Origin of the sequence: Herbaspirillum rubrisubalbicans, from assembly GCF_003719195.1 — a bacterium.
GTDB lineage: Bacteria > Pseudomonadota > Gammaproteobacteria > Burkholderiales > Burkholderiaceae_D > Herbaspirillum > Herbaspirillum rubrisubalbicans.
In genome coordinates this window covers 502021-522168 of sequence record NZ_CP024996.1, presented here as the reverse complement: position 1 = coordinate 522168, position 20148 = coordinate 502021, and the positions used below count along the sequence as shown (strand labels likewise).

20 protein-coding genes are annotated in these 20148 nt (G+C 59.9%); 1 reads left to right on the top strand and 19 read right to left on the bottom strand.

Annotated elements, in window-relative coordinates; genetic code table 11:
• Positions 1-125: 125 nt before the first annotated feature.
• Genes RC54_RS02335 through gmd form a run of 6 tightly spaced genes read right to left on the bottom strand, consistent with a single transcriptional unit; the run spans position 126 to position 6430 of the window.
• On the bottom strand, positions 126-1442 hold the full coding sequence (locus RC54_RS02335; RefSeq protein ID WP_061790458.1) for an ABC transporter ATP-binding protein: 1317 nt from the start codon (positions 1440-1442) through the stop codon (positions 126-128).
• A gap of 3 nt (positions 1443-1445) precedes the next feature.
• A complete protein-coding gene (locus tag RC54_RS02330; protein ID WP_061790459.1) occupies positions 1446-2273 on the bottom strand; it encodes an ABC transporter permease in 828 nt (275 codons plus the stop codon).
• Positions 2274-2276: 3 nt separating this feature from the next.
• Complete coding sequence (rfbA, locus tag RC54_RS02325) at positions 2277-3161, bottom strand: glucose-1-phosphate thymidylyltransferase RfbA (protein WP_061790460.1); 885 nt, start codon at positions 3159-3161, stop codon at positions 2277-2279.
• Positions 3158-4219 carry a dTDP-glucose 4,6-dehydratase gene (rfbB, locus tag RC54_RS02320; protein ID WP_061790461.1) on the bottom strand — a complete coding sequence of 354 codons (1062 nt, stop codon included), beginning with the start codon at positions 4217-4219 and terminating at the stop codon, positions 3158-3160. The genes rfbA and rfbB overlap by 4 nt, the downstream gene beginning before the upstream one ends.
• Positions 4216-5286 carry a GDP-L-fucose synthase family protein gene (locus RC54_RS02315; RefSeq protein ID WP_082803200.1) on the bottom strand — a complete coding sequence of 357 codons (1071 nt, stop codon included), beginning with the start codon at positions 5284-5286 and terminating at the stop codon, positions 4216-4218. Before RC54_RS02315 ends, rfbB begins: the two co-directional genes overlap by 4 nt.
• Before the next feature lie 28 nt (positions 5287-5314).
• The gene (gene gmd / locus RC54_RS02310) at positions 5315-6430 is read right to left on the bottom strand and encodes a GDP-mannose 4,6-dehydratase (RefSeq protein ID WP_061790462.1); all 1116 of its coding nucleotides are present in this window, start codon (positions 6428-6430) and stop codon (positions 5315-5317) included.
• 378 nt (positions 6431-6808) lie between these two features.
• Here gmd and RC54_RS02305 point away from each other — a divergent pair, with 378 nt between their 5' ends.
• Positions 6809-7621, top strand: coding sequence for a symmetrical bis(5'-nucleosyl)-tetraphosphatase (locus RC54_RS02305; RefSeq protein WP_061790463.1), 813 nt, complete (start codon positions 6809-6811; stop codon positions 7619-7621).
• Here RC54_RS02305 and RC54_RS02300 read toward each other — a convergent pair.
• The 13 genes from RC54_RS02300 to RC54_RS02240 form a co-directional block, all read right to left on the bottom strand.
• Positions 7551-8351 (bottom strand): lysophospholipid acyltransferase family protein, encoded by an 801-nt coding sequence (locus RC54_RS02300; RefSeq protein WP_061790464.1) that lies wholly within the window; start codon positions 8349-8351, stop codon positions 7551-7553. The two genes, RC54_RS02305 and RC54_RS02300, sit on opposite strands and share 71 nt — an antisense overlap.
• Before the next feature lie 87 nt (positions 8352-8438).
• Positions 8439-9725, bottom strand: a complete 1287-nt coding sequence (locus tag RC54_RS02295) for a dihydroorotase (protein WP_017454303.1) — start codon at positions 9723-9725, stop codon at positions 8439-8441.
• 62 nt (positions 9726-9787) lie between these two features.
• Positions 9788-10747, bottom strand: coding sequence for an aspartate carbamoyltransferase catalytic subunit (locus RC54_RS02290; RefSeq protein ID WP_017454302.1), 960 nt, complete (start codon positions 10745-10747; stop codon positions 9788-9790).
• The gene (pyrR, locus tag RC54_RS02285) at positions 10740-11252 is read right to left on the bottom strand and encodes a bifunctional pyr operon transcriptional regulator/uracil phosphoribosyltransferase PyrR (RefSeq protein ID WP_061790465.1); all 513 of its coding nucleotides are present in this window, start codon (positions 11250-11252) and stop codon (positions 10740-10742) included. Before pyrR ends, RC54_RS02290 begins: the two co-directional genes overlap by 8 nt.
• Positions 11249-11635 carry a Holliday junction resolvase RuvX gene (gene ruvX, locus RC54_RS02280; RefSeq protein ID WP_008334858.1) on the bottom strand — a complete coding sequence of 129 codons (387 nt, stop codon included), beginning with the start codon at positions 11633-11635 and terminating at the stop codon, positions 11249-11251. The genes pyrR and ruvX overlap by 4 nt, the downstream gene beginning before the upstream one ends.
• A 14-nt stretch (positions 11636-11649) precedes the next feature.
• A complete protein-coding gene (locus tag RC54_RS02275; protein WP_174526147.1) occupies positions 11650-12408 on the bottom strand; it encodes a YqgE/AlgH family protein in 759 nt (252 codons plus the stop codon).
• Between the two features lie 90 nt (positions 12409-12498).
• Complete coding sequence (locus RC54_RS02270; protein WP_061790466.1) at positions 12499-13914, bottom strand: amidohydrolase family protein; 1416 nt, start codon at positions 13912-13914, stop codon at positions 12499-12501.
• 28 nt (positions 13915-13942) lie between these two features.
• Complete coding sequence (locus RC54_RS02265; protein ID WP_061790467.1) at positions 13943-14746, bottom strand: ABC transporter permease; 804 nt, start codon at positions 14744-14746, stop codon at positions 13943-13945.
• On the bottom strand, positions 14730-15602 hold the full coding sequence (locus RC54_RS02260; protein ID WP_061790468.1) for an ABC transporter ATP-binding protein: 873 nt from the start codon (positions 15600-15602) through the stop codon (positions 14730-14732). The genes RC54_RS02265 and RC54_RS02260 overlap by 17 nt, the downstream gene beginning before the upstream one ends.
• A gap of 17 nt (positions 15603-15619) precedes the next feature.
• Positions 15620-16651, bottom strand: a complete 1032-nt coding sequence (locus tag RC54_RS02255) for an aromatic ring-hydroxylating dioxygenase subunit alpha (protein WP_061790469.1) — start codon at positions 16649-16651, stop codon at positions 15620-15622.
• 114 nt (positions 16652-16765) lie between these two features.
• A complete protein-coding gene (locus RC54_RS02250; protein WP_061790470.1) occupies positions 16766-17752 on the bottom strand; it encodes an isopenicillin N synthase family dioxygenase in 987 nt (328 codons plus the stop codon).
• 69 nt (positions 17753-17821) lie between these two features.
• Positions 17822-18811, bottom strand: coding sequence for an ABC transporter substrate-binding protein (locus tag RC54_RS02245; protein ID WP_231738911.1), 990 nt, complete (start codon positions 18809-18811; stop codon positions 17822-17824).
• A 61-nt stretch (positions 18812-18872) separates the two neighbouring features.
• Positions 18873-19892, bottom strand: a complete 1020-nt coding sequence (locus RC54_RS02240) for a PDR/VanB family oxidoreductase (RefSeq protein WP_061790471.1) — start codon at positions 19890-19892, stop codon at positions 18873-18875.
• Between the last annotated feature and the right edge of the window lie 256 nt (positions 19893-20148).

Below are 20148 nucleotides of genomic sequence, written 5' to 3'. Positions count from 1 at the left end.
ACCCCTATGGATAAATCAAATTAGGTACTTTCAGCTAGACGCCATCAACGTACCGAGTAAAGCAAAATATCAACGCCAAGCGAATCCTCGGATCCGGTCAAGGCGTGGTCTGCTCAGAATCGTACTTACCGGGCTTCCGAGAAAACCCAGTCCAGCCGAGGACGCGAAAGTCCCGGGAGCGCTTCCTTCCACCCATGTCGTCGAGGGTCGACATCCGCTTTCTCAACGATCTCGAATCGCAATGCGTTAGTCAGAGCAAAGTGAACTGGTGTTTCAAGTTCGTAGCTGCTAAGAATGAGAGATACCGTAAAGCGACCATTGTTAAACAAGAACGGAGGCAGTTTGCATTCCGCCTGGTATGTTCCGCGCGTCGTCGGTGCTGAGTGCGCAGGAAACGCGATGAAGAACCGCTCCCCATTGGCATCATAAAAATGGAAATTGGGGATCACTCGGTGTGGAATATCTTTCAACAACTCGTATTTGATACGCACCGAAAATTCTTCTTGAATCGGCAAATATGCTGAAGGCCTTCCAGATATATCGACCACCTCGCCGGAAATACACTGTGCATACCCCTTGGAGCTGAGGTGATCAGTGTAGACCTCTGTCTTACCGGCCTCAAAGACGAACTCAGGACAATGCCACCTGACTTCGGTTTCATCCATGATGGTCCGCGCGTATTCCGAAACACCCTCCTCGACGGGACCAAAGGAAACCACCTCACCTTTTTTCAGGTAGAGCGCCTTCTCGCACATCGACTTCACAGCAGCCATGCTGTGACTCACAAAGATCACGGTGCGACCGTCGCCGGTGAGTTCCTTCATCCGGTCAGCGCAGCGCTTCTGGAATGCCTGATCGCCCACGGACAACACTTCATCGACGATGAGGATATCGGGGTCCAGCCAAGCCGAAACCGAGAACGCCAAGCGCACATACATCCCACTGGAATAATGTTTGACCGGTGTGTCGAGGAATTTCTCGACACCTGAAAACGCTACGATTTGATCGAATTTCTTCTTGATCTCGCTTCGAGGCATACCGAGAATGGCGCCGTTGAGGAAAATATTTTCCCGGCCGGTCAACTCTGGATGAAAACCAGTTCCGACCTCCAGCAGACTGGCGACCTTCCCACGAATCGAAATCCTGCCCTCCGTAGGCTCAGTAATGCGACTCAACAACTTCAGCAATGTCGACTTGCCCGCACCATTGCCACCGATGATAGCAATACGCTGGCCTTCACCCACTTCGAAATTGACGTCCTTAAGTGCCCAGAACTGTTCCGTAGAGGGTGCCGCTGGTTCACTATCCTCTACCTCGTACTTCGGACGAAATCGCGCAAAAGGGCGCGTGAGCACCTCTCGAATCGAGCGGGCTCCTCCGTTGTTGAAGTGATTGATCAGATAGCGTTTGGAAAGGTTTTCAACCTTGATTGAATAAGACATAACTCAAATAACGTCAGCAAAACTGGCTTCGGACTTGCGGAAATACCAGATGCCACTCACCAGAATCACGATGCTACCCAATACTGAAATGAGAAAACCTGGCCAATAGAGATGACTATCCTGGCCCAGCAGGCTCCAGCGGAATCCGTCGATCACTCCTACCAATGGGTTGAGAGAATATAAAAAACGCCACTTTTCAGGAATCAGCGTCGTCGCGTAGCCCACCGGTGAAATGTAGATACCCAGTTGCAGACAGAAAGGAATGAGATGGCGGAAATCACGATAACGGACATTCAAGGCGGCAGCCCACAAGCCAAGGCCAAATGAGATCACTGCGGCGAACAGGGAAAAGAAAGGCAGCAGCAAGACACGCCAGTCAGGCCAATGGTGGTACCAGACCAGCATGGCGAACAAGAGCAAACAGGAGATCAGATAATCTACGAGGCAAACCAGCAAGGTGCTGCAGGGGACAATAAGGCGTGGAAAATATATCTTCGATAGCAGGTTTGCATTGCCCACCAGGCTGTTGCTGCACTCGGTCAATGCACTGGAGAAGAAGAACCACGGCAACATGCCAGCCAGTACGAGCAACGGGTAGGGCACCCCATCGGAAGGCAAGTTGGCAATCCGGCCGAATACGACGGAGAACACCAGCATAGTCAGCAAGGGGCGGATGATGACCCAGCTCGCGCCAATGACCGTCTGCTTGTAGCGCACCAGAATGTCGCGCCACGCCAAAAACAGCAGCATTTCGCGATGAGACCAGAAGTCGCGCCAATATCCTTTGGAACGCGCTCCGCTCTCAATAATAAGAACCGACTGAGGAGACATAAATCAGTGATGAGGATGATGTAATAGGTTATGCAAGTACTTGCCGTAGGAGTTCTTCATCATGGGTGCGGCCAGCTTTTCCAATTGCTCGGCCGTGATGTATTTCTTGCTGAACGCAATTTCCTCGGGACAGCCTATCTTGAGGCCTTGGCGCTTCTCGATCGTCGCGATGAATTGCCCGGCTTCCAGTAGGGACTCGTGCGTACCGGTATCAAGCCACGCATGTCCACGCCCCATGAGCGCCACATGTAGTTGCCCACGTTTCAGATACTCGAGGTTGACATCGGTGATCTCCAACTCTCCACGCAGAGAAGGCTTGAGATCCTTGACGATATCGACAACCTGATTGTCGTAAAAATAGAGTCCAGTCACCGCAAAGTCGGATTTTGGATTGACTGGCTTTTCTTCCAGACTGATTGCGCGCTGGTTCTCGTCAAACTCCACCACGCCATAGCGCTCGGGGTCGTGAACGTGATACGCAAATACAGAGGCCCCCGCTTGCCGGGAAGAAATCTTGAGCAGATCTTGTCCCAGCTGATTTCCATGGAAAATGTTGTCACCGAGGATCAGGGCACTGGGCTGATTATCCAGGAAGCGCTCACCGATGGTAAATGCCTGAGGCAAACCATCCGGACTAGGTTGAACCGCATAAGAAAACGACAGGCCCCATTGACTCCCGTCGCCGAGCAACTGTTCGAAACGCGGTGTATCTTGAGGCGTCGAGATGATGAGGATGTCCCGAATTCCTGCCAGCATCAACGTCGTCAGCGGATAATAGATCATCGGCTTGTCGTAGATCGGCAGCAACTGCTTGGACACCGACAAAGTTGCAGGGTAAAGGCGCGTCCCCGATCCGCCTGCCAGAATCAGCCCTTTTCTAGCTGTCATTGGCGCTCCTTGTAGTTGACGTCAATCCAGTCGCGATAGCTTCCATCTGCCACCTCCTCGACCCATGCCTGATTGTCAAGATACCAGCGCACTGTCTTTTCAATGCCAGAAGTAAAACTTTCGGCAGGCGTCCAATTCAGCTCGGCTTGGATCTTCGAGGCGTCAATTGCATAACGCGCGTCGTGCCCCGGACGATCCTTCACGAACTCGATTTGGTCGGCGTAGCTACCAGATGATTTCGGTGCATGTGCGTCAAGCAAACTGCAGATAGTACGAACGACGTCGATATTGCGCTTCTCGTTATTGCCACCGATGTTATAGGTTTCGCCTGGCCGACCCGATTCCAGCACGGCACGCACGGCACTGCAGTGATCCGTGACATAAAGCCAGTCACGGATCTGCTGGCCATCACCATAGACCGGCAAAGGTTTGCCTGCCAATGCGTTCCTGATGATCAACGGAATCAGCTTCTCTGGAAAATGGAACGGACCATAATTGTTGGAACAATTGGTCGTCAGGACGGGTAGGCCATACGTGTGGTGATAGGCACGGACAAGGTGATCGCTCGCCGCCTTGCTGGCCGAATAAGGGCTATTTGGCGCGTATTGATGGCGCTCGTTGAACGCGGGATCATTCCCCCCTAGGCTACCGTAGACCTCGTCTGTTGAGACATGCAGAAAGCGGAAGGAGGCCTTGGCCGATGCATCCAGGCCCGCGTGATAAGCGCGCACAGTTTCCAGCAGACTGAACGTGGCGACGATGTTAGTCTGAATGAAGTCAGCAGGACCGTGAATGGAGCGGTCCACATGCGACTCGGCAGCGAAATTGAGCACGGCCCTCGGCTGGTACTGCTGCAACAAGCTAGCCACCAGACTGGCATCTCCGATGTCGCCCCGGACGAATATATGCTGCGGGTTTCCCTGGAGCGAGCGCAAGTTGGCGAGGTTTCCCGCATAGGTCAACTTATCCAGGTTCAATACAGGCTCATCGGACCGGGCGATCCAGTCCAACACGAAGTTACTGCCGATGAAGCCGGCACCGCCGGTAATGAGGATCATTGTTTCTGAACTTTCAGATAGGATTCGTAGGCCAAGGCAATACCCTCACGCAAAGACTTAACGCGAGGTTGCCAGCCAAGTTCTGTCATTCTGGAGACATCAAGCAGCTTGCGCGGCGTGCCGTCTGGCTTGCTCGGATCAAACACGATATGACCTTCCAAGCCGACGACTTCCATGACCGTATGAGCAAGGTCGCCGATGGTGACATCGGTACCGGTACCAATGTTGAAGAAGTCGCTGCCGATCTGCTGCTCCATGAGGAAAATACAGGCGTCGGCCATATCTTCCACATAGAGGAACTCGCGCATCGGGCTACCCGTACCCCATACCTGCAAGCTTGACTGCGGAGCATGTGCTGAAGACCGTACAATCTTCCCAGCAGCATCACGCCCGCACCCTATGTGCTGCAGGATCCCTTCCGGAATCGGCCCATACGTGCGCTCATCGCAGACAATGCCCTCGAGGTCGCCTGCCATGCCAAGCTTAGTCAGGTGCATTTTGCGAATCAACGCAGGCAGCACATGACTCTTGCTCAGGTCATAGTTGTCATTAGGCCCGTACAGATTGGTAGGCATGGCGCTGACATAGCGCGTGCCATACTGTCTGTTGTAGCTCTCGCACATCTTGATTCCAGCGATCTTGGCAATCGCATACGGTTCGTTGGTCTGCTCCAGGCTTCCCGTCAGCAGATAACTCTCCTTGATCGGCTGGGGGCAATCACGCGGGTAGATGCAACTCGAACCGAGAAAACACAGATCTGTGACCCCCGCCTGATACGCCCCATGAATCAGATTATTTTGAATAACCAGATTCTGGAAGATGAATTCTGCCCGATAGACATTGTTGGCATGGATTCCACCTACCTTGGCAGCCGCAATAAAGATGTAGTCAGGCTTGCAATCGGACAGGAAGGAAAAGACCGCGCGTTGATCCAGCAAATCCAGTTCGGAGCGGGAGCGTGTGATGATACGAGAATAGCCCTTGGCCTCCAGACCTCGGACGATAGCGGACCCCACCATACCGCGATGGCCGGCGACAAATATCTTGGCGTCTTTGCTGATACTCATTTTTCTCTTGATCTTTGCAGTACGCGACTCACTCGTGGTAGTCATATGCTTGGAAACCATGCGTCTTGACCAGAGAGTCGCGTTTTGCAGACTTCAGGTCTTCCCGCATCATCTCCGACACCAGCTCCTCGAAGCTCGTTGCCGGCACCCAGCCGAGCTGCTCACGCGCCTGAGTCGGATCGCCCAACAGGGTCTCGACTTCGGTCGGACGGAAATAACGAGGATCGACACGAACGACGATCTGCCCCGCCTTGAGCTCGCTTGCCTCTCCAGGGTTCACCACGATTGCCTGCTCATCGACCCCGGTACCGACCCACTCAAGGGTCACACCCAGCTCGCGCGCGGCAGCATTGACGAAGTCGCGTACGCTATGCTGAACGCCAGTGGCAATGACAAAATCTTTTGCCACTTCCTGTTGCAGCATCATCCACTGCATTTCAACGTAGTCGCGTGCATGGCCCCAGTCGCGCTTGGCATCCATATTGCCGAGGTAGAGGCAGTCTTGCAGGCCGAGGAAGATGCGTGCCAGGGCGCGTGTGATCTTGCGCGTTACGAAAGTTTCACCTCGCACCGGCGATTCATGATTGAAAAGAATGCCATTGCAAGCATAAATGCCATATGCCTCACGGTAATTGACCGTAATCCAATAGGCATACATCTTGGCAACTGCATAAGGACTACGCGGATAAAAAGGCGTCGTTTCCTTCTGGGGAATTTCCTGCACCAGACCATAAAGCTCAGAGGTGCTAGCCTGATAGAAACGGGTCTTCTTTTCCAGGCCCAGGATACGGATGGCCTCCAGCAGTCGCAGCGTGCCGATACCATCCGCGTTAGCCGTATATTCCGGCTCCTCGAAGCTGACCGCCACATGCGACTGGGCTGCCAGATTATAGATTTCGTCGGGCTGGACTTTCTTGACGATACGGATAAGACTCGTAGAATCAGTCAAGTCGCCATAATGCAAAACGAAGTTGCGATTATCCACATGCGGATCCTGATACAAGTGATCAATCCGGTCCGTATTAAATAACGAGCTCCGGCGCTTGATGCCATGGACCTCGTATCCCTTTTTGAGCAGAAACTCGGCAAGATAAGCGCCATCCTGGCCAGTAACACCCGTTATTAACGCAACTTTTTTTGTCATTTAATCAACTCTATCGTTACTATTGGTTCATCAGTATGGAATGAGCACGTCGCAATCGTTTGCGAACATCACGCGCTAGGCGCAACCGCGCTCTGTCAGAGCGCCGAGGCTAAGACCAATGAGCTACGCCACTCTCTGCGAAGCACGGCTTTTTGTGGGTATCCGCCGGGTATTCAAGCCCAGCAGACCCTATTCTATTTAATAAGCTCGCAAATCCGAATTCGTCTTGCGCAAATCGCGACAAAGAAATACTTCAAGTTTTGCAAATAAAGTTCAACATTCTACTAGGTTGTAGAATCTCGGCCTACGGAATTGTAGTGAAACAACAGCGACATTTCGAGGAAAAATGCAGTATCAATCAGATAAATAGGAACGAAAATTATTTACATTATCGGCGATCTTCAAGGCTGCGCAGAGCGACTAAAAGAACTCCTGCAAGTGTTAGACGGGAACGGCAGTAAAAATATCATTTTTTGCGGCGACCTCATCAACCGCGGCCCCCAATCCCTACAAACCCTGCGCACCGTCATGCAAATGGGAGAGCAGGCCCAGGCCGTGCTGGGCAACCACGACCTGCACCTGCTGGCAGTAGCCTGCGGCATCCGCCCAGCCCACCGGGACGATACGCTCGACGATATCCTCAACGCCCCCGACCGCGAAGAACTGATCCACTGGCTGCGTCACCGCCCCCTGGCCATCCATGAACAGGGCCACCTGATCGTCCATGCCGGGGTACTGCCGCAATGGGATTTGCATCAGGCGCTGGCGCTGGCCGCAGAAGTGGAGGCCATGCTGCAAAGCGAGCAATGGGTCGATTTTTTGCGTCACATGTACGGCAACCAGCCTGCGCGCTGGAGCGACGACCTGAGCGGCTACGAGCGCCTGCGCTGCATCATTAATGCCTTTACCCGCCTGCGCTTCTGCCAGGCCGATGGGACGATGGATTTTGCAGTCAAGGAAGGAGCGGCCGCCGCGCCGGAAGGATTGCTGCCCTGGTTCGAGGTACCGGGCCGCCGTACTGCAGAGGTGACCGTGGTGTTCGGCCACTGGTCCACGCTGGGCCTGGTCATGCGCCCCAACCTGATCGCCCTCGATACCGGGTGCGTCTGGGGCGGCAAGCTCAGCGCGGTGCGACTTGAGGATCGGGCGCTGTTCCAGGTGCAGTGTCCGCAGGCGCGCCAGCCGGGCTGAGCGACTCCAGCGAATACCCTAATCCACCCGCAATGACTTCACGCGCCGTGCGTGCCAGGTCGCGGCGATGCGCGCCTTCAGTGCTGATGAGAGGCAATTGCTTCAGCTCAGCCGTCATGCCGCGCGCCTTGAGGATGGTGATGATGCTTTCGGCAATGGACATATCACCAATGAAATCGGCCGCGCCATGCAGCTTGCCTTCGCCATCCAGATAACGCAGCGCATATGGCTGTACCGGTGCGTGGGCGTCGATGGCGGCTTCGAACAGATTGGCGTGGAAGGGCAAGAGCGTACCCTGCGCTGCCGTGGTGCCCTCAGGGAAGAAGGCCACGTGCTCATCCTTCTCGATGCTTTCCACCAGTCCCTTGAAGATGCGTCGCACATCGCTGGCCTTGCCGCGCGAGATGAAGATGGTGCCGGTCTTGGCGCACAACCAGCCGATCAGCGGCCAGCTGCGGATCTCGGACTTGGCCACGAAGCGGCAGGGCTGCAGCGAATTGAATACGAAAATATCCAGCCAGCTCACGTGGTTCGATACCAGCAACGAACGCTGCAGCGGCAGCGGGCTGTCGATCTTTACCTGGATGCCACAGATGCGCAAGAGCTTGCGCGACCAGCGCCGGATGTGCGCTTCCCGGCCCTTCTCCGAAGTGAACGGGAACAGAAAGGCACACACCGCCATGCCTTTAAACAAGTGCGCGACCAGGCGCAGCAAACGAAAAACGAACATGGCTCGGTCAGTCGTAGCCGGTCAAGATTGACTTGACCAGCAATCAAAGAATAGTTTGCGCAAGGACCATCATCGGTCAAGCGAAAATCAACGCTCGAACGCAATGTGCCCGGAGACGATGGTGGCCTTGACCACCCCCGGCAACTCGTAGCCCAGGAAGGGCGTGTGCTTGCCCTGGCTGGCCAGCGCGGCGCCCTGCACCTTCCACAATGCATTGGGATCGAACAGGCACAGATCGGCGGCACTGCCCACGGCAAGGTTGCCCGCCTTCAGGCCGGCCACCTTGGCGGCGCGATGGGTCACCTTGGAAATCGCCTTGGACAGCACTTCCTTGCCCTGACCTTCGGTTTCCAGCGCCCACTTCAGCGACAGCGACAGCAGCAGTTCCAGGCCGGTAGCACCCGGCGAGGCTTCGCCGAAGGGCAGCAGCTTTTCATCGTCATCGACCGGGGTATGGTCCGAGCAGACGGCGTCGATGGTGCCATCCAGCAAGGCGGTGCGGATCGCTTCGCGATCGCGCTGCGAACGCAGCGGCGGCGTCATGCGCGCGTTGGAGTCGAAGAAGCCGATATCCAGATCGCACAGGTGGATGTGGTGGACACCCACGTCGCAGGTCACCGGCAGGCCTTCGCTCTTGGCCTGACGCACCAGTTCCAGGCCGGCAGCTGAGGACATGCGGCACAGGTGGACCCGGGCGCCGGTAGCGCGCATCAGTTCGAACAAGGTGTAGAGCGCAATGGTCTCCGACATCACCGGCACCCCCGACAAACCCAGGCGCGAGGCGGCCGGGCCGCTATGGGCGATGCCCGAGCGGCCCAGGTGTGGGTCTTGCGGGCGCAGCCAGACGGTGTAGTTGAAGGTCTTGGCGTATTGCAGCGCGGAGAGCAGCACGGTGGTATCGGTGATCGGCTCTTCGGCCTGCGAGAAGCCGATGCAGCCGGCCTCGGTCAGCTCGGCCATTTCGGTCAGTGCTTTACCTTTCAAGCCAGCGGTCAATGCGCCCAGCGGATAGACGTGGGCCTGGTTGAGCGAACGGGCGCGGTGCTTGAGCATTTCCACCAGGCCCGGTTCGTCCAGCACCGGATCGGTATCGGGCGGGCAGACCAGGCTGGTCACGCCGCCCTGGATGGCGGCCTGCATTTCGGACTCCAGCGTGGCCTTGTATTCGTAGCCGGGCTCGCGCAGGCGGGCCGACAGGTCCACCAGACCGGGAGCCACGATCAGGCCGGTGGCGTCGATGGTCTTGTTGGCCACGAAGTCGGCCGGGGCCTGGCCAACGCCGACGATCTTGCCGGCGGCCACATACACATCCTGCTGGGCGTCGATGCCGTTGGCCGGGTCGATCAGGCGGCCGTTCTTGATATGCAGTTTCATCAGTTCTTGTCTTCTTAACGGATCGTTCAAAACGTCGCGGTGACGGTCGTCGTCACCCGGATTCAATTGCCAGCCACGATGCTCATGACCGCCATGCGCACCGCAATGCCGAAGGTCACCTGCGGCAGGATCACGGCCTGTGCGCCATCGGCCACGGCGGAATCGATTTCCACGCCGCGGTTCATCGGGCCGGGGTGCATGACGATGGCGTCCGGTTTGGCCAGCGCCAGGCGTTCCGGGGTCAGGCCGTAGCTCTTGAAGAACTCCTGTGCCGACGGCAGCAAGGCACCGCTCATGCGCTCGTTCTGCAGGCGCAGCATGATGATGACGTCCACATCCTTCAAGCCCTCTTCCATGTTGTGGAAGACGCGCACGCCCATCTGCTCCAGGCCGCTGGGCAGCAAGGTACGCGGACCGATGGCGCGCACTTCCGGCACGCCCAGGGTGGTCAGCGCGTGAATGTCCGAGCGCGCCACGCGGCTGTGCAGGATGTCGCCGACGATGGCCACACGCAGGTTGGTGAAGTCTTTCTTGTAGTGACGGATGGTGTACATGTCCAGCAGACCCTGGGTCGGGTGCGCGTGGCGGCCGTCACCGGCGTTGACCACGTGGACGTGCGACTGCTTCGTATCGATCAGGTGCTTGGCGATCAGGAAGGGCGCGCCCGATTGCGCATGGCGCACCACGAACATGTCGGCGTGCATGGCCGCCAGGTTGTCGATGGTGTCCAGCAGCGACTCGCCCTTGCTGGTGCTGGAAGCCTGGATGTTGAGGTTGATCACGTCCGCCGAGAGGCGCTTGGAGGCGATCTCGAAGGTGGTGCGGGTGCGCGTGGAGTTCTCGAAGAACAGGTTGAAGACGCTCTTGCCGCGCATCAGCGGCACCTTCTTGACTTCGCGGTCGCCGATGCTGACGAAGGACGAGGCGGTATCGAGGATGTGCGTCAGGATAGCGCGCGGCAGACCCTCGATGGTCAGCAGGTGTTGCAGTTCGCCGTTTTTGTTGAGTTGGGGATTAAGCATGGACCACCGTAAGGGAGAAGCGGCCGTCGTCGGCGCGTTGCAGTTGCAGGTTTTCTTGTTTGCTGAGTTCGACCGAGGCCGCCACGAAATCGGCGGCGATGGGCAGCTCGCGGCCACCGCGGTCCACCAGCGCCGCCAGCAGCACGCGCGCCGGACGGCCATAGTCGAACAGTTCGTTGATGGCGGCCCGCGTGGTGCGGCCGGTGTAGAGCACGTCGTCGACCAGCACGATGGTTGCGCCCTCGACATCGAAGGGAACCTGGCTGGGCTTCACGTCGGCGCGCAAGCCCTTCTCGGAAAAGTCGTCGCGGTAGAAGGACACATCGACAAAGCCCAGGCGTTCGGCCAGGCCCAGTTCTGCGGCCAGGCGCTCGGCCAGCCAGGCGCCGCCCGAGTGGATGCCCACCAGCGCAACCTCGGTTGCGCCCTGCAGGCCGGCTTTGATCTGCTGCACCAGGGTCTGGTACAGCGCTTCTGCATCAAGCTGGGAAGGTGTTGTGCTCATGAATGTGCGTCGTCAAAGTATTGCTGCAAAATGATGGCGGCCGCCTGGTCGTCGATCTGTTCGCCGCGCTGGTGCTGGATGACCGCCGAACTGTAGCGTTCATCCACCAGCGTGACCTCGAGCCCGTAGCGGCCGTGCAACTGGTTGGCAAAGCGGCGGCAGCGCACGCTCATCTCGTGCTCGGCACCGTCCGGATGCAGGGGCAGGCCGACCACGCAGCGCGCCGGTTGCCACTCCGCGATCAGGCGCGCAATGGCTGCGAACTTGCCGTCATTGGTCGCTTCGCTGATTACCGCCAGCGGCTGCGCCTGCTTCAGGCCCGTATTGCCCACGGCCACGCCGATGCGCTTCAAGCCGAAGTCGAAGGCCAGGATGGTATCCAAACGTCCCCGCTCCCTCAGGCCCGGCCGGCGTCGCCGGACAGCATCACCGGATCGATGCCCAACAGGGCCAGCGCCGCCGTGAAGCGTTGCTCCACCGGCAACTCAAAAATGATGGCCGGGTCAGCCTTGACGGTCAGCCAGCCATTGCGGCCGATCTCGCCTTCGAGCTGGCCCGGGCTCCAGCCCGAGCAACCCAGGGTGACCAGCACGCGCTCGGGGCCATCACCGTGGGCCACCGCTTCAAGCACGTCCTTGGACGTGGTCAGCGCGACCTCATCGGTGACCTGCAGGGTCGAGGAATACTTTTCCGAGGTCGAATGCAGCACGAAGCCGCGCTCCACCTGCACCGGGCCGCCGAACATGACCGGGCGGCGATACAGCTCGGGCATGGCATCGGGGGTGTCGGGCCGGATCTCCAGCTTGAGGTTGATGCGGTCGAACAGCACATCCATGGTCATGTCGGTGGGCTTGTTGATGACCACGCCCAGCGCGCCGTTGTGGTTGTGCTCGCAGAGATAGACCACGGTGCCGCCGAAGATCGGATCCAGCATGGACGGCATGGCGATCAGGAAATGATTGGTCAGGTCCAGTTCCAGCGGGGGACGGACCTCGTCAGCGGCATCGTCGCCCTCGGCCTGGCCGCCGGCATCGGAGCCGGCAGCGTGGCGGGAAGGGGCGTCGGAATGGAATGGGTCGAAAGCGCCAAAGGAATCCACGGATTCGTCGAAATCCTCGGCTGAGAAACTGAAGGGAGAATTGCGTCTCTTGATCATCCCGGCATTTTAGCAGTTTTGGCCGGGATCCCATGTGGCTCGTGGGGCAGCGCGCGCAAAGCCGGCCGCATGCAGCCGGCTTTGCTGGCCTCAATTGCCTTCGAGCATCTTTTTGATAGCCCGCCTCGCCTGCGCGCCGAGTTCGGCCAGATCCACGCCGGGGATGGCGTCATCGCGAACCACGGCGCGGCCACCGACCCACATTGCCCTCAGGAAAGGCCGGCCACCCGAGGCCACGGGGCCGATGGCCGGATCATGCAAGCCGAAGTAGCGCGGATCATCCAGCCGGTACAAGGCGATGTCAGCTTGCTGACCCACCTGCAGGCCCTGCAGTCCGTCCAGGCCAAGCACCCGGGCGCCACCGGTCGTACCCCAGCGCACCACATCCTCCACCGTCGCTTCATCGGCACCGCCTTCGAAGGCCCCGCCCCGGAACGTCGGAGTCGCCTCCTGGCCGCGCCGGGCGCGCTGCATCAGCCAGGCGGCGTGCGTTTCCGAGATCATGTCGGCCGCCTCGTTGGAGGCCGCACCATCCACGCCAATGGACACCGGCACGCCCGCTGCCTCCAGCGCCCGGATCGGGGCGATGCCGCTGCCCAGGCGACCGTTGCTTTGCGGGCAATGGGCGATGCCCGTTCCGGTACTTCCCAGCAAGGCAATTTCTTCGGCATCGAGCTTCACCAGATGCGCAAACCACACGTCCGGCCCCAGCCAGCCGATGCGCTCGCAGAATTCCACCGGGCGGCAGCCATGCATGGCGTGTGCGCTGTCCTGGTAGCCGACCGTCTCCGAGAGATGGCTGTGCAGCCGCAACCCCAACTCCCGTGCGGCATCGGCGATGGTGCGCATTTCCTCCGGGGCCGCCGAATACAGCGGCGTGGTCGGTGCCATCACCACGCGCCGCATCGAAGCGGGCGCGGGATCATGGAAGCGCTTGGCCAGGCGCTGCATGTCGGTCAGGAAAGCATCGAGCGTCTCCGGCCGCAGCGCACTGGGCAACTCCGCCTCCAGCTGCCGCGTGCGGGTGGCGGTGCCCCGGCACAGGACGAAACGCAGGCCCAGCTTTTCCGCTTCCTCGAACAGGATCTCCGAGGTATCGAACGGCATGCCGGGGTAATACAGGTAGTTGTGATCGGCAATCGTGCCGCAGCCCGAGCGCATCAGTTCGACCATGCCGATGCGCGCTGCCAGGCGGAACAGCTCGGCATCGAATTTGGCGCGATAGCGATAAGGCGTGGCCGCCAGCCAGGGCGTGAGCGTGGCATTGATGCCCAGCGGATCCCCCTTCAGCAGCGACTGGAACAGGTGATGATGGGTATTGACCCAGGCCGGATAGGCCACGCAATCGCCGGCATCGATCACGTTCTCACCAGGCAGAGCATCGAGCTTTCCGATGGCGGCAATCACCCCATCGGACACGCGGATGTCGGGACCGGCGTGGCGCGCGGCCTCGCCGGGCAGGCCGGTCAGGATGGCCTGCAGGTTGCGGATCAAGAAAGTGTTCATGACAGGTCGGCTCCTTGGACAGTCGTCATCATGCCATCTCGCTCTCATGCCAGCCGGCCAGCATGGCGCGCGACAGCGCACTCATCAGCCAGAACAGCAGGATGCCGGTCAGCGTGATGAGCAGCAGGGCCGCAAACAGACGCGGAATATTGAGCTGGAAACCCGCCTGCAGGATCTGGTAGGCCAGTCCCGATCCGGTGCCACCGGTGCCCGCCACGAATTCAGCAACGACGGCCCCGATCAGCGCCAGCCCGCTTGAAATACGCAGGCCGCCAAAGAAATACGGCAAGGCACTGGGAATGCGCAGGCGGCGCAAGGTCTGCCAGCGCGTGGCCTTGTTGAGCCGGAACAGGTTGAGCAAGCCCGGATTGACGCTGCGCAGTCCCAGCGTGGTGTTGGAGATGATGGGGAACAGCGCCATGATGGTGGCGCATACCGTCAGCGCGGCCGTGGTGTCCTTGACCCAGATGATGATGAGCGGGGCGATGGCGACGATGGGCGTGACCTGCAGGATGATCGCGTAAGGGAAGAGACTGACCTCGATGAAGCGGCTCTGCACGAACACGAAAGCGATGGACACCCCCAGGATCACCGCCAGCACAAAGGCCAGGAAGGTGATCTTCAGCGTGACCAGCAGCGACTCCATCAGCATGCCCCAATCGGCCACCAGGGTCTTGGCAATCAGCGCGGGCGTGGGCACCAGGTAAGGCGGCACCTCCAGCAGCGTGCAGACGATCTGCCACATCAGCAGCAAGGCGACGCCAATGGACAGGGGCGCCACCACGCGCCAGAATCCGGGACGATTGACCAGCGGATCAGTGTTGGGCTTCATGGCCGTCTCCTTGCTGGTTGGCCAGCGTGAGGTAATCGGAAAGCGTCTTGCAGTACTGCATGAAGGGCGCCGAAATACGGAAAGCTTCATCACGCGGACCGTCCACCTCGATGGCCACATCCGCAATCACCCGCCCGGGGCGGGCTGCCATCACGATCACGCGCGAGGACAGGAACACCGCTTCATAGATGCTGTGGGTGACGAAGACCACAGTCAGGTCCTGCTTGCTCCAGATGTCGCGCAGGTCGGCATCAAGCTTGTTGCGGGTGAATTCGTCAAGAGCCCCGAAGGGTTCATCCATGAGCAACAGGTTGGGCGAGGTCGCCAGCGCACGGGCAATGGAGGCTCGCATCTGCATGCCGCCCGAGAGTTCGCGCGGCAGCACCTTGTGGAATTTTTCCAGGCCCACCAGTTTCAAGGCCTCGGCCACCCGCGCATCGGCCTGCGCGCGAGGTACGTGGCGCAGCTCCAGCGGCAGCCTGGCGTTCTGTTCCACCGTGGCCCACGGCATCAGGGTGGCCTCCTGGAACACCATGGCCAGCGTGCGTTCGGGCGTACCGACCGTGGCCAGGTTGCCGCCCCACCAGCGGATGTGGCCGTGGGACGGTTCTTCCAGCCCGGCGAACATCTTCAGCAAGGTGCTCTTGCCGCAGCCCGAGGGCCCCAGCAGCGAGACGAACTCGCCGCGCCCGATATCGAGCCTGACCTCATCGAGCGCGCGCGTGCCGTTGCGATAGGTCTTCTCCACCCGCTGTGCCGACAGCACCGGCGGCATATCAGCCACGGCGGCCCCAGCGGCCGCCCTCTCCTGCTCCCATGCCGCGGCCTGCGACATGGCGAATTCATCTCTGTCCATGGGATCTCCTGGCGGGTTCATACAGCGGGGTGGATGCGGAACACTTCGGATTCGCCGTGCTCTTCCAGCAATTGCAGCAGCATGCGGCGCATGATGAGGCCGGGCCGGTCCGAGGCCATGTGGAATTCCTGGCGCCGGCGCACGTCGATGCAGGCGTCAGGATCGGTGGCTTCGAGGATCTCGCGGTCTTCCACCAGGATGGGAGCATCCCAGGCAATCAGCTCGGCTTCGGAACACTGCTCCTCGGTATCGTTGCGATAGAGCCATTGCGACAGCATGATGGCGCCATCATCGATGGGCGTGGCGCAGTTGTAGATGATGTGATGGCGGCCGCTCTCCGGATAGGTGCAGCCAAAGCGGCGCACGAAGGGCAGGTACCAGCGGTTGAACATGTGGCGCACCGTGGTGTCGGCGGTGCTGCCGGTCACGCGATGGCTGGCGGGGACGTTCTTGATGGGCACGCGGGTTTCGGCTTCGAAGCCGTAGTCGGTTTCCTCGATCTCGTATTTCTCCGGCTTGGGCTGGTCATACAGGCCGAAGGTGGCGCGATGTACGTAGCTGAAGTGGGAGTTGTCGAAGGAGTTTTCCATCATGCGCAGGGCACTGGTCTCCCAGCGCTCGTAGAACTGGAAAATGCGCCGATAGCCGGGCGCACCATCCTCGGGAAACTCAGGGATATCGCGCAGCGGCTCTTCCAGCGCCACCCACACATATCCGTAGCGCTCCTTGCAGAAATACGACTTCACGCAGGCACCGGACGGCACGCTGCCATCCACGCTCTGCGGCACGCGCACGCAGGCACCCTCGCCGTTGAAGGTCCAGCCGTGATAGCCGCAGACGATGTTGCCGTTCTCCACGAAGCCCTTGGACAACCTGGCCGTTCGATGGCAGCAGCGATCCTGCAGGGCGGCGGGCGAGCCATCCTCCTTGAGCCACACCACCAGCTTCTCTCCCAACAGCGTGAAGGGCTGCGGACCGTCCTTCAATTGCGTGACGGGCATGAGCGCGTACCAGAACTTGCGCAAGACTTTTTGTTGAGTTACCAGCATGAGGCTGCTCCTTCTGCTTGGACTGCGAACGCCGTGGTTCGCAGTGGTCCGGCCGGCGTGCCAACACGGTCGCCTTCGCCGAAATACATTGGCTTCGAGGTGTCATGCGGCAGCTCAAGCCGCCGCCACCGCCCCGAAGGTCTGCTTCACTTTCATTTCCAGGTAGTCACCGATGGTGCAGGGTGCGTAGCGCGCCGGGCGTTCATCGCTGCAGCAACTGGGCAGGCAGGCCACCACGGCCGCCTGGTCGCCATCCTGGAAGAACGGCAGGGAATAGCGCGGTGCACTGCCCGCATTGAGCACGCGATGTGCATTGCTGTGATACAGGTCATTGCTCCAGCGCTGCAGCAGGTCGCCGATGTTGACCACGAAACTGTCCGCGATGGGCGGCGCGCTCACCCATTGGCCATCGGCATTGCAGATTTCCAGTCCGCCGATGTCGTCCTGCGCGAGGATGGTGACCAGTCCCCAATCGGTATGGGCCCCGGCACCGATCTGGTTGTGCCGGGCACCGTCAGGCTGCGGCGGGTAGTGCAGCATGCGCTGGGTGGCAATGGGTGCCTGCAGCACCGGCTCGAAGAAATCCTCGGGCATCTCCAGCGACAGTGCGATCACCCCCAGCAGGCGATGCGACAGGGCGCGCACGGCGTCGTAATACAGCCGTGAGTGCTCTTCGAAACCCGGCAGGTCCTGCGGCCACAGGTTGTGGCCATAGCGCAGCAGGCCGCGCTGCACATAAGGATGATCGGGCGCGATGTCAAAGCCGAACTGGAAGCCTTCCTTCAGGTCAGCGGGCGATCCTTCATCGAGGGCCTGCGCACCCATGCGCTCGTATCCGTAGCCGGACGGGGAATGCCGCATGTCGATGGCCGATTTGCTGGCCTGGGGCAAGGCAAAGAAACGCCGCGCCAAGTCGAATTGCTGCTCGACCAACGAGGGCGCGACACCGTGATTGACGAGGTAGAAGAAACCCACGTCGCGCGAGATCTTGTGGATCTCCCAGGCCAGCGCCTCGCGGCGGGCCAGTTCGGGCGAGAACGCATCGGCGAAATCGATCACCGGAATACGACGCGCGGTCATGGGTACTGTGTAGGGAATCATGGCGTCCTCACGCGAAGGGGATCGCTGCTGCGGACAGCACAAGGCAGCAGCGACCGGCGGGTCACAACATCAGGGCATGACCTTCATGTCCTTGACGAACTGGGTGGTGTAAGCCTTGTGATAATCGGTGCCGGCCTTGAGCAGGCCAGTGGCGACCATGACGTCATAGGTTTGTTTCCAGCGCTCGTCGGTCATCACGCCGATGCCCAGCTTGGCCGCATCACCACCAGTGACGACCTTGAGTTCCTTGAGCTTGCCCAGGGCATAGGCCAGTTGCTCATCCCCCATGTTCTTGTTGTCGGCCTTGATGAGGGCATTGGCCGGTGCCGGATCTTCCAGGTAGCTCTTCCAGCCTTCGGCGGTGGCCTTGACGAAGCGCTGCACCAGGTCAGGCTTGGTGGCGACCGTCTTCTGGAGCGTAACGATGGTGGTGCCATAGGGCGGATAGCCATCGCTGGCGAAGAGGAAGAACTTGCTCTTCACGCCGGCTTTGTCGGCCTGGAACAGTTCGGACGAGGGATAGGCCTGCTGCGCGATATTGGGATCGGCGAAGAAGGGCTGCAGGTTGAAGGTGTAGGCCTTGGACTGCGCATCGGTGTAGCCGTACTTGGACTTGAGCCACGGCCACCAGCTCGACTGGCCCGAGCCCGCGACCAGGATGGTCTTGCTCTTCAAGCCGCCCAGGCTGCTGACATCGTCATGCGTCATCATGCCCTGCAGGTCGGACTGGAAAGAGGTACCGACGGTCACCAGCGGCAACCCCTGCTCGATGCCCTTCATCACCGTGAAGTCATAGCCCATGCTGAAGTCAGCCTGCCCCGCCACCAGGATCTGCATGTTGTTGACCTGCGGGCCACCCATCTTGATGGTCACGTCCATCCCATATTTTTTATAGATACCCTTGGCCACCGCCTGGTAGAAGCCGCCGTGCTCGGCCTGCGCATACCAGTTCGACAGCAGCGTGACCTTGTCCTCGGCGTGCGCCAGACCCGTCACCGACAGGGCAGCCGCGCCCAGCCACAGCGCGGCCAGGTGCCGCAGGAATGTCCGCTTTTGCATCGATTGCTTCTTCATAGCCTTCCTCTACAGGTGGGTTGAACTTGCTTTGCGCACTAACCAATTACAGATCCAGAACCAATCGCGTGCCGGCACAGCGCGATACGCAAGGCAGGATGCGGCGGCCACTCGCGCGTTCGGCGTCAGAGAGCACGCTGTCGCGATGCAGGGGCTGGCCGTCCAGTACGGTGCTCTCGCAACTGCCGCAGAAACCTTCGCCGCAGGAGGTACCAATGACCACGCCCAGTTGCGCGGCGGCAGCGACGATGCTCTGGCCGGGCTGCACCTCGCAGCGCAAGCCGGAACGCTGCAGGACCAGTTCGAATACGCGTTCTTCGGCATGAGCCTGCGCAGCAGATTGCGGCTCGGCATTCGCCATCACAGGCGCAGCGAACCATTCGAAATGAATGTCCGATTCATGCCAGCCTGCCAGTTGCGCATGCCGGCGCGCGGCCTCGATGAAAGGTGCAGGACCGCACACATAAAGCGGCGACGAAGACGGCACGGCTGCGAGCGCCGCTGCGATGGCACGCTCGGTCTCACTACCGTCCAGCCCCAGGTGCAGCGACATGCCTTGCGAACAGGCGGCCAGTTCATGGAAAAATGCAGCGTGTGCCAGGCTGCGCGCGAAGTAATGCAGGCGATGACGCCTGCGCTGCGCGGCCATCTCGGCGGCCATCGCATGCAGCGGCGTGACGCCGATGCCAGCGGCCAACAGCAGCGGCGCGCGCGGGTCGGCGATGAGGGGAAAGGCATTGACGGGAGGCGATGCGCTGATCGAATCGCCCTGCTGCACCTGTTCATGCAGGAAGGCGGAACCACCGCGCGAATCGCTCTCGCGCTTGACGGCAATCACATAGAAGTCGCGCTGTTGCGGCGTATTGCAGAGGGAATAGGCACGCACCAGACCGTCTTGCAAATGCAGGCGCAGGTGCGCGCCCGGCGTCCAGGGCGGCAACGCGGCATCCTCCTGCGCGACCAGTTCAAAGAGACGAATCCCTTCGGCCGCGTGGCGCACCGCCCTCACCCGCAAACGCAGTGTGGTAGCGGCATTGCCGTTGAAGCGATCGGTGACGGCGTTCATCGCCCACCTCGGATGGCATTGCCGGAAAGGGAATCGATCAAGGGGAGTGTTGCGAAAAACGGCAACACAGAATGAGAGGGCGCTCGGGCAATGTGCATGGTCTCGTGTCCTGTCAAAAGAGAGGGGCCATCGGAAGGCTCCGATGGCGTCACGAGCAATGCCCCGCGAGAAGGTAAGTGTCTTGGTTACCGACTGCTAGCCGCTTCTACTCAATCGCTTCTTTAGCAAACGGCGTGCCAAGGCCGGAAGCGCCGTA